Below are 9,038 nucleotides of genomic sequence, written 5' to 3'. Positions count from 1 at the left end.
GGCTGGCGCCGGCCACGCGCAGGCGGTCGCCGGCGTGGCGGGCGGGCAGCAGGTTCATCGGGGTGGAGCCGATGAAGGAGGCGACGAAGGTGGTCGCGGGGCGGTGGAAGACGTCGGCGGGGGTGCCGACCTGGACCATGCGGCCGTGCGACATGACGGCGATGCGGTCGGCGAGGGCCAGCGCCTCGGCCTGGTCGTGGGTGACGAAGACGGTGGTGACGGCGAGGTCGCGCTGCAGGCGTTTGAGGAACGTGCGCGCTTCGAGGCGGAGGCGGGCGTCGAGGTTCGACAGGGGTTCGTCGAAGAGGAAGGCGCGCGGGTGGCAGGCGATGGCGCGGGCCAGGGCGACGCGTTGCTGCTGGCCGCCGGAGAGCTGGCCGGGGCGGCGGCGCAGCAGGTCGGTGAGGCTGAGCGTGGCGGCGACGCCGGCGGCCTTGGCCTGCCGCTCGGCGCGGGGGACCTTCCTGACGCGCAGGGGGTAGGCGATGTTGGCGGTGACGTCCATGTGGGGGAAGATCGCGTAGTCCTGGAAGACCATGGCGACGTCGCGGCGGCCGGGCGGCAGGCGGGTGACGTCGGTGCCGTCGATGCGGACGGCGCCGCCGGTGGGGGTCTCCAGGCCGGCGATCGTGCGCAGCAGCGTGGTCTTGCCGCAGCCCGACGGGCCGAGCAGGGCGAAGAACTCGCCGTCGGCGATGGTCAGATCGAGCGAGTCGAGGGCGCGGACCCCGCCGGGGAACACCTTGGTCAGGCCGTCTAAGGAGATCACCGCTTGATCCCTCCGTGGAAGCGGAAGCCGTACCGCTTGGAGACGAACAGGTACATCGCCACCACCGGCAGCGAGTAGAGCAGGGAGAAGGTGGAGATGAGGTCGAGCCTGGGCGCGCCGCCCTCGGTGTAGAGGGTGTAGAGGATGACCGAGCCGGGCGCCTTGCCGGGGTCGCGCAGCAGGATGAACTGGAACAGGAAGCCGCCCCACACGCTGGCCAGCGCCCACACGGCGATGGTGGCCAGGCCGGGCCGCACCAGCGGGACGACGATGTGGCGCAGGATCTGCAGGGGCGAGGCGCCGAAGACGCGGGCGGACTCCTCGTAGGAGGTGGGCGTCTCGTCCATGAAGTCCTTCAGGATGAAGATCGCCGCGGGCAGGAGGCCGCCGGAGACGACGAGGATGACGCCGAGGTGGGTGTCGACGAGGTCGAGCCGGGTGGCGAGCTCGAAGACGGGCACCATGGCGGCCGTGCCGGTGACGACCGACGACAGCAGCAGGAGCAGATACAGCAGCGCGTCGCGGCCGGGGACGCGGACCCGGGAGAGCGCGTAGGCGGCCAGCGCGGCCAGCACGACGACCAGGGCCGCGGCCCCGCCGCCCTGGATGATCGAGTTGCGGATCGAGCCGAGCGCGTAGGGGTTGTCGAGGATGGCGGCGAAGTTGCCGAGCGTGAACTCGGGGACGGACGTGGTGATCGACGGAGTGGCGTCGAAGGGGGCGGCGGCCAGCCAGAGCATGGGCAGCGCGAAGAAGGCGAGGGCGACGGCGATGACGGCGGTGGCGGTGAGCCGTCCGATCACGTGCCGGATCATGCCGGCGGTCCTTTCGCGGCGGCGTCATGCACGGCCTCGCGGCGGCGCCCGCGCAGCAGCCGCAGGTAGGCCAGGGCGATGACGAGGTTGATGAGCAGGATGAGGAAGGAGACGGCGGCCCCGGCGCCGAGCTCGCCGCCGCGCAGGGCCACGTCGTAGACGTAGATGGGCAGGATCTCCGAGCGCCCCTCGGGCCCGCCGCCGGTGAGGACGAACGGGGTGAAGTCGTTGAACGTCCACAGGCTGATGAGCAGCAGGTTCGTCAGCACGTGGCGGCGGATGAGGGGGAAGACGACGTCGCGCAGCTGCTGGGGGACGCTCGCCCCGGCCAGGCGGGCGGTCTCCAGGTGGGAGGGCGGCACGTTCTCCAGCGCGGCGGCGTAGAGCATCATGCTGAACGCGGTGCCGCGCCACACGTTGAAGACGATGATCGACAGCAGCGGGTGGTCGAGCAGCCAGCCGAGCCCGGGCGTGCCGAGCAGCGCGTTGAGCGTGCCGTCGTCGCGGTCCAGGAGCGCGAACCACAGGAAGCCGACGACGGTGCTGGGCAGGATCCACGACAGCAGCACGACGCCTTCGACGAGCCCGCGCAGCCGGCCGCGGCGGGTGCGCAGGATCCAGGCCAGGGTGAAGCCGAGCCCGGCCTGGCCGACGATCGCCGAGCCGCCGACGTAGCCGAGCGTGAGCCACAGCGAGCGCAGGAACTCCGGGTCGGCGAGCGCCCCGGTGTAGTTGTCGAGCCCGACCACCCGCGGTTCGGCGGCGGCCAGGCCGGTGAGCCGGTAGTCGGTCAGCCCCAGGTAGATGGTCCACAGCGCGGGGAAGACGAGGAAGACGCCGACGAGGGCGAGCGCGGGCAGGACGAACGCGACCGCCCTGCCCCTGCCGAGCCCCGCCGCGTCACCCCCCGCGTCACCCGCTGACGTTGGCCGCGCCACCGACCAGTCCCTCCAGCTTGGCCTGGTAGGCGGCGGCCGCCTCCTCGGCGCTCCCGCCCGCGACGACCTCGGCGGTGGCCTCCTGCAGGAGTACGGAGACCTGCGGGTAGATGGCCAGGCCGGGCCGGAAGGCGGTGATGGGCAGCACCTCGTCGGCGACGTAGCGCAGCATCGGGTCGCCCGCCAGGACCTCGTCGTTGACGTCGGTGCGCGAGCTGATGCGGACCTGCCCGGCCAGCTGTGACGTGGTGGCGTCGGCCGAATGCATGAAGGCGAGCAGTTCCCAGGCCAGGCGCGGGTTCTTCGAGAACGGGTTGAGCACGCGCACGGCGCCGCCGGACATGCTGGTGTGGTCCTGGCCGCGGATGCCCGCCCCGGGCTCCTTGGCGGGGATCTTCGTGTAGCCGACGACCTGGTCGCGGTCCTTCATGGGGGCGACCCCGGCGGCAGGCTCGATGACCGAGCGCCAGAAGTAGTCGCCTTCGGCGAGGATGGCGATCTCGCCCTCGGCGAACCGGGCGAAGGACTTGTCGCGGCCCTTGGCCTCCTGCTGCAGCTTCGGGTCGCCGAGACCGCTGCCGCCGTAGATCCGCTGGTAGAAGCCGAGCACGTCCTTGAGCGCCTGGGAGGCGCCGGTCCACTTGTCCTGGCTGTAGATCTCGGCCCCGGCGCCGGCGAGCAGCGGCAGCACGCCCTGCATGGTGGTGGCCTCGCCCATGGCGGTGCCGGCGTTGATCTGAATGGGGGTCGGCACGCCCGCGGCCTTCAGCTTCACGCCGGCGTCGATGATCTCCTGCCAGCCGGACGGGTTCCACTCCTCCGGCAGCCCGGCCTTCCTGAACAGCGCCTTGTTGTAGTACAGGACGCGGCCGTCGGTGCCCTGGGGCAGGCCGTACTTCTTGCCGTCGAAGATGCCGAGCCCCTGCACCGCCTGCGGGATCTGCGACCAGCCCTCCCACGACTCGACGGCGGCGCCGCCGACCTCCGCGAGCGGCTTGACGTAACCGGCCTGGGCGAACTCGCCGACCCAGATGCCGTCGAGGTCGATGACGTCGGCCCCGGCCTTCGCCTTGAGGTCCAGTGCGATCTTGGTCTTGTACTGCTCGTCGTCGACGCCGCTGGGCTGGAAGAGCACCTTGACGTTCTGATGCGTCTTCTCGAACTCGGGGATGACCCACCGTTTGATCCAGTCGGCGGACTCGGAGTTCTTGCCGCCGGAGATGGCGTTGGCCGCGATGGTGAGGGTGACGGTGCCGCCGCCTTCGGGGGCGCCGGTCCCGCAGGAGGTGAGCGCCAGGGCCGCGACGGCCGCGACGGCCGCGATCGTCGCAGGTCGGCTGGGGAATCGCATGTCGGCCTCCCGTTCAGGACGTGCAGACATACCGACAATCGCACGGGCACCAGGACGCGTAAAGAAACGATCTGGTGAACGGTTCGCCGTGAGCTGATCGTGGGAAGTGCAGACAACGACGCAACAACAGTAGGGTCGGCCTAGGACCATGATTTTGGGAGGGAGTCGCGTGGCATCGCACAGGGATCTGCCCGCCGGCTTGACGAACCGCCTTTTCGACAACACCGGGAGCTCGTCGTTCACCGAGTTCGTCGGTTCATATGCGCCCGCGCTGCTGCCGCATCGGGACGAGGTTCTCGCCACTCCGATCGGCGACCAGGTTCCGCACGCGACCACGATCGTCGCCGCCACCTTCGCCGGTGGTGTGGTGATGGCGGGCGACCGGCGCGCGACGTCGGGCAACGTCATCTCGCAGCGGGACGTGGAGAAGGTGTTCCGGGCCGACGACTACTCGTGCATGGGCATCGCCGGCACGGCCAGCACCGGCATCGAGATGGCCCGCCTCTACCGCGTGGAGCTGGAGCACTACGAGAAGATGGAAGGCCGCACGCTGTCGGTGGCGGGCAAGGCCAACCGGCTGGCCACGATGATCCGCGGCAACCTGGGCATGGCGATGCAGGGCCTGGTGGTGGTGCCGCTGTTCGCGGCCTACGACCCCGACCGCGACGCCGGGCGGATCTTCAGCTATGACGTGGCGGGCGGCCCCTACGAGCGTGACCGGTTCGACGCCATCGGCTCTGGTTCGATCTTCGCGCGGGGCTCGCTGAAGAAGCTCTACCGTGACGGGGCGTCGGCCGACGACATGGCGATGACGCTGATCCAGGCGCTCTACGACGCGGCCGACGACGACTCGGCGACCGGCGGGCCCGACGTGACGCGGAAGATCTGGCCGATCGTGTCGGTGATCGACGCCGACGGCTTCCGGCGGCTGAGCGACCAGCAGGTGTCCGGTTATGTCGAGCAGATGCTCGAAGCCCGCCTGATCTCGCCCGTCGGCCCCATCGCCCCGCTGCGCTAGAAAGGATCACCCCACGTGTCCATGCCTTTCGGATATGCGTCCCCTGAGCAGATCATGCGGGACAAGGCGGACTACGCGCGCAAGGGGATCGCGCGGGGCCGCTCCGTCGTCGTGCTGCAGTACGCCGACGGCATCCTGTTCGTGGCGCCCAACCCGTCGCGGGCGCTGCACAAGATCAGCGAGATCTACGACCGCATCGGGTTCGCCGCCGTCGGCCGCTACAACGAGTTCGAGGAGCTGCGGCTCGGCGGCATCCGCTACGCCGACATCAACGGCTACACCTACGACCGCTCCGACGTGACCGGCCGCGGCCTGGCCAACCTCTACGCCTCCAACCTGGGCCGCATCTTCACCGAGTCGATCAAGTCGCTGGAGGTGGAGGTGGTGGTCGCCGAGGTGGGCGACACGCCCGACGGCGACGCCATCTACCGGCTGACGTTCGACGGCTCGGTGTTCGACGAGCACGGCTTCGCGGCCATGGGCGGCCAGGCCGAGGCGGTGGCGACGCGGCTGAAGGAGCGCTACCGCGAGGCGATGTCGCTGGCCGAGGCGCTGGAGGTGGCGCTGGCGGCGCTGACCGAGCCGGGCGGCGAGCGGCCCCCGGTCAGCCAGCTTGAGGTGGCGGTGCTCGACCGCAACCGGGAGCACCGCAAGTTCCTGCGCCTGACCGGGCCGAGGCTGGAGCGCCTCATCTCCGCCACGCCGGCCGCCTCCGCCCCGGAGGCTCCGGAGGCTCCGACGGCTCCGGAGGCGGGTTCCGGCGAGAAGCCGCCGCCCACCGGGCCGGACGGGGACTTCGACGACGGCTCCTCGCCGCTGTAGCTGTTTTCGGGCCGGAATGGTGTGATCTGTCTCACATCATTCCGGCCGAACCCGGTGGCGTGATCGGCCGTCGTAGAGTCCGTGAAGATTCTCCAGCGCAGCCTTCTCGCGGTCACGGCCGCCGCGGCCGTGGTCCTGTCCGCCGGCGCCGCGGCCGACGCCGCCGCGTTCCCGAAGTACAAGGCCCCGAAGATCTTCGGCACGACCTTCCAGGCCGACCCGGGGCACGACTTCACCAAGCGCATCCGCTCGCGGCACAACGGCATCCTGCGCGGCTGGATCACCCACGTGCGCGGCAGCGTGGCCGAGTACGAGCCGATCAAGTGGAAGAAGGGTACCGTCACCGAGGGCCGCTTCACCGGCCCGCCGGAGGGCGACGTGCGCGCCTACGCCTCGCCGATCGCCCGGAACGTGCTCTTCCTGTCGGCCGTGGGGTGCGGCTCGGCGATGACCAGCCTGACGGTCAACGGCAAGGGGCTCGGCGCCAAGCGCTGCTCCCGGGCCGACCTGATCAAGCGGTCCAAGCGGGGCGAGCGTCCCGCCCTCATCACCGTCCACAAGGGCACGATCGTCCAGGTTCAGGAGATCTTCACCCCCTGACGCACCCGTGCCGGAACCGCTGCCCGGGGGGCGGGCGGCCGCGCCGGGGCCGGCCGCGTCGCGCCCCGCACGGGGAAAACACCGTGGAGATCTCTCCCGCCGGACGATCCGTGGGCATAGTGTGAGGTGATGGATCGTCGCATCTTCGGGCTGGAGAACGAGTACGGCGTGACCTGCACGTTCAGGGGGCAGCGCAGGCTGTCGCCGGACGAGGTCGCGCGCTACCTGTTCCGGCGGGTCGTGTCCTGGGGCCGATCGAGCAACGTCTTCCTCCGCAACGGCGCACGCCTCTACCTCGACGTGGGCAGCCATCCTGAATACGCAACCCCCGAGTGTGACAACGTCATCGAGCTCGTCACGCACGACAAGGCCGGTGAGCGCATCCTCGAGGGCCTCCTCGTCGACGCCGAGAAGCGGCTGCGCGAAGAGGGCATCGCCGGTGACATCTACCTGTTCAAGAACAACACCGACTCGGCCGGCAACTCCTACGGCTGCCACGAGAACTACCTGGTCGGCAGGCACGGCGAGTTCGGCCGGCTGGCCGACGTGCTCATCCCGTTCCTGGTGACCCGGCAGATCATCTGCGGCGCCGGCAAGGTGCTGCAGACGCCGCGCGGCGCCGTCTACTGCGTCTCGCAGCGCGCCGAGCACATCTGGGAGGGCGTCTCCAGCGCCACCACCCGCAGCCGGCCGATCATCAACACCCGCGACGAGCCGCACGCCGACGCCGAGCGGTTCCGCCGCCTGCACGTCATCGTCGGCGACTCCAACATGAGCGAGACCACGATGCTGCTCAAGGTCGGCGCCACCGACCTGGTGCTGCGCATGATCGAGGCGGGCACCGTGATGCGTGACCTGTCGCTCGAGAACCCGATCCGCGCCATCCGCGAGGTCTCCCACGACATGACCGGCCGCCGCCGGGTGCGCCTGGCCAACGGGCGGGAGGCGTCCAGCCTGGAGATCCAGGAGGAATACCTGTCCAAGGCCAAGGACTTCGTCGAGCGGCGCGGCGGCGACGCCATCGCCCGGCGGGTGCTGGAGCTGTGGGAGCGCACGCTGCGCGCGGTCGAGACGGGCAACCTCGACCTGGTGTCGCGGGAGATCGACTGGGTGACCAAGTACCAGCTCATCGAGCGCTACCGGAAGAAGTACGACCTGCCGCTGTCCTCGCCCCGGGTGGCGCAGCTCGACCTGGCCTACCACGACGTGCACCGCAAGCGCGGCCTGTTCTACCTGCTGCAGCGGCGCGGCTCGGTGGAGCGGATCGCCTCCGACCTGAAGATCTTCGAGGCCAAGTCGGTGCCGCCGCAGACCACCAGGGCGCGGCTGCGCGGCGAGTTCATCCGCAAGGCGCAGGAGAAGCGGCGCGACTTCACCGTCGACTGGGTGCACCTCAAGCTCAACGACCAGGCGCAGCGCACGGTTTTGTGCAAGGACCCGTTCCGCAGCGTCGACGAGCGGGTGGACAAGCTCATCGCGGGAATGTAGCGGGTGGTTTACCTCGGCCCTACCGCGATGTCGGATAGGGTGACGCGAACCTGACGTCTTTTCCGAGGGAAATCCATGCGCCGCGCTCTGGCCGTTCTGGCCGCCGTGCCTTTGATCTTGTTCGCCGCCGCGTGCGGTGCCGAACCGGCCACCACGACCGGCGGCACCGGCGGCGGCACCGCGGGGGTGAAGGTCGCCGGCAAGGTGGGCGCCAAGCCCACGGTGACCTTCCCCGCCGGCACGCCCGCCACGAAGTCCTCCTACGAGGTGCTCGACGCGGGCACCGGCCCGGCCGTCAAGACCGGTGACCAGCTCATCGTCAACCTCACCGTCTACAACTGGGACGGCAAGGAGAACGCCTACCAGGGCTCCTCCTACGACACCAAGGCCCCCGAGACCATCCCGGTCAACGAGCAGCTCCCGCAGGTGCTGCGCGACGGCTTCACCAAGGTCAAGCACGGCGGCCGCCTGCTCGCCGTCATGGCCAGCGACTCCAACGCCCAGCAGCAGCAGGCCCAGCCGGCCCAGCCGACGAAGGTCTTCGTGCTCGACGTGGTCGGCACGCCGCCCAAGCCGCTGGCCGCCGCCGCCGGCAAGGAGACCGGCGACAAGCTCAAGGGCGTCAAGGTGGACAACCCGGGCGGCGACAAGGCGCCCGTGCTCACCACCAAGACGGACGCCAAGCCGTCCAAGGAGCTCGTGGTCAAGACGCTGATCGAGGGCACCGGCGCCAAGGTGCAGCCGACCCAGACGCTCACCGTCCACTACACGGGCAAGATCTGGGGCACCGACAAGGAGTTCGACTCCAGCTGGGGCCGGGGCGAGCCCGCCGCGTTCCCGCTGTCGAACGTCATCCAGGGCTGGCAGAAGGGCCTGGCCGGCGTGCCGGTCGGCAGCCGCGTCGTGATGAGCATCCCGCCGGACCTCGGCTACGGCGCCCAGGAGCAGCAGGGCATCCCGGCCAACAGCACGCTGGTGTTCGTCGTGGACGTGCTCGCGGCCTACTGACGGACGCTGTACGGGCCCCGCGGGGGCCTGACGTACGGGTGGGCGCGCGGTAGCATCGCCAGGCCCGGCGGCACGACGCCGCCGGGCCTGTTCGCGTCCGGAGGCTCCGATGCGCCGTCGCGCCCTCGCGCTGCTGCTGCTGGCGCTGCCCGCGGCCTGCACCGGAGGCGGCGCCCTCCCCGAGGTGACCGGCCCGTTCGCCGCCCGCCCCACGATCGTCTTTCCCCCC

9 protein-coding genes are annotated in these 9,038 nt (G+C 70.5%); 5 read left to right on the top strand and 4 right to left on the bottom strand.

What is annotated here, in order from left to right:
* The 4 genes from ADY59_RS45220 to ADY59_RS45205 all read right to left on the bottom strand — a co-directional run.
* Positions 1 to 769, bottom strand: a 769-nt coding sequence (locus tag ADY59_RS45220) for an ABC transporter ATP-binding protein (RefSeq protein WP_049576884.1), incomplete at its 3' end; no start/stop codon positions are given.
* Complete coding sequence (locus tag ADY59_RS45215) at positions 766 to 1,584, bottom strand: carbohydrate ABC transporter permease (RefSeq protein WP_049576881.1); 819 nt, start codon at positions 1,582 to 1,584, stop codon at positions 766 to 768. The genes ADY59_RS45215 and ADY59_RS45220, both read right to left, overlap by 4 nt.
* Positions 1,581 to 2,522 carry a carbohydrate ABC transporter permease gene (locus ADY59_RS45210; protein ID WP_049576878.1) on the bottom strand — a complete coding sequence of 314 codons (942 nt, stop codon included), beginning with the start codon at positions 2,520 to 2,522 and terminating at the stop codon, positions 1,581 to 1,583. The genes ADY59_RS45215 and ADY59_RS45210 overlap by 4 nt, the downstream gene beginning before the upstream one ends.
* Positions 2,497 to 3,873, bottom strand: coding sequence for an extracellular solute-binding protein (locus tag ADY59_RS45205; protein WP_049576875.1), 1,377 nt, complete (start codon positions 3,871 to 3,873; stop codon positions 2,497 to 2,499). The genes ADY59_RS45210 and ADY59_RS45205 overlap by 26 nt, the downstream gene beginning before the upstream one ends.
* A 169-nt stretch (positions 3,874 to 4,042) precedes the next feature.
* Between ADY59_RS45205 and prcB the strand changes: the two genes are divergently transcribed.
* From prcB to ADY59_RS47895, 5 genes are all read left to right on the top strand, one after another.
* Positions 4,043 to 4,891 (top strand): proteasome subunit beta, encoded by an 849-nt coding sequence (gene prcB / locus ADY59_RS45200; RefSeq protein ID WP_049576872.1) that lies wholly within the window; start codon positions 4,043 to 4,045, stop codon positions 4,889 to 4,891.
* Between the two features lie 21 nt (positions 4,892 to 4,912).
* Positions 4,913 to 5,713 carry a proteasome subunit alpha gene (gene prcA, locus ADY59_RS45195; protein ID WP_049576891.1) on the top strand — a complete coding sequence of 267 codons (801 nt, stop codon included), beginning with the start codon at positions 4,913 to 4,915 and terminating at the stop codon, positions 5,711 to 5,713.
* Between the two features lie 81 nt (positions 5,714 to 5,794).
* Positions 5,795 to 6,313: a hypothetical protein gene (locus tag ADY59_RS45190; RefSeq protein ID WP_231619198.1), complete on the top strand. Its 519-nt coding sequence runs from the start codon at positions 5,795 to 5,797 to the stop codon at positions 6,311 to 6,313.
* A gap of 129 nt (positions 6,314 to 6,442) precedes the next feature.
* Entirely contained in the window at positions 6,443 to 7,801 is a 1,359-nt protein-coding gene (gene pafA / locus ADY59_RS45185; RefSeq protein ID WP_049576869.1) for a Pup--protein ligase, read from the top strand.
* A gap of 75 nt (positions 7,802 to 7,876) precedes the next feature.
* A complete protein-coding gene (locus tag ADY59_RS47895; protein ID WP_053175782.1) occupies positions 7,877 to 8,809 on the top strand; it encodes an FKBP-type peptidyl-prolyl cis-trans isomerase in 933 nt (310 codons plus the stop codon).
* The last annotated feature ends 229 nt before the right edge of the window (positions 8,810 to 9,038 follow it).

The organism is Nonomuraea sp. SBT364 (assembly GCF_001083785.1).
Classification (GTDB): domain Bacteria; phylum Actinomycetota; class Actinomycetes; order Streptosporangiales; family Streptosporangiaceae; genus Nonomuraea.
This window is presented reverse-complemented; position numbering and strand designations above follow the sequence as displayed.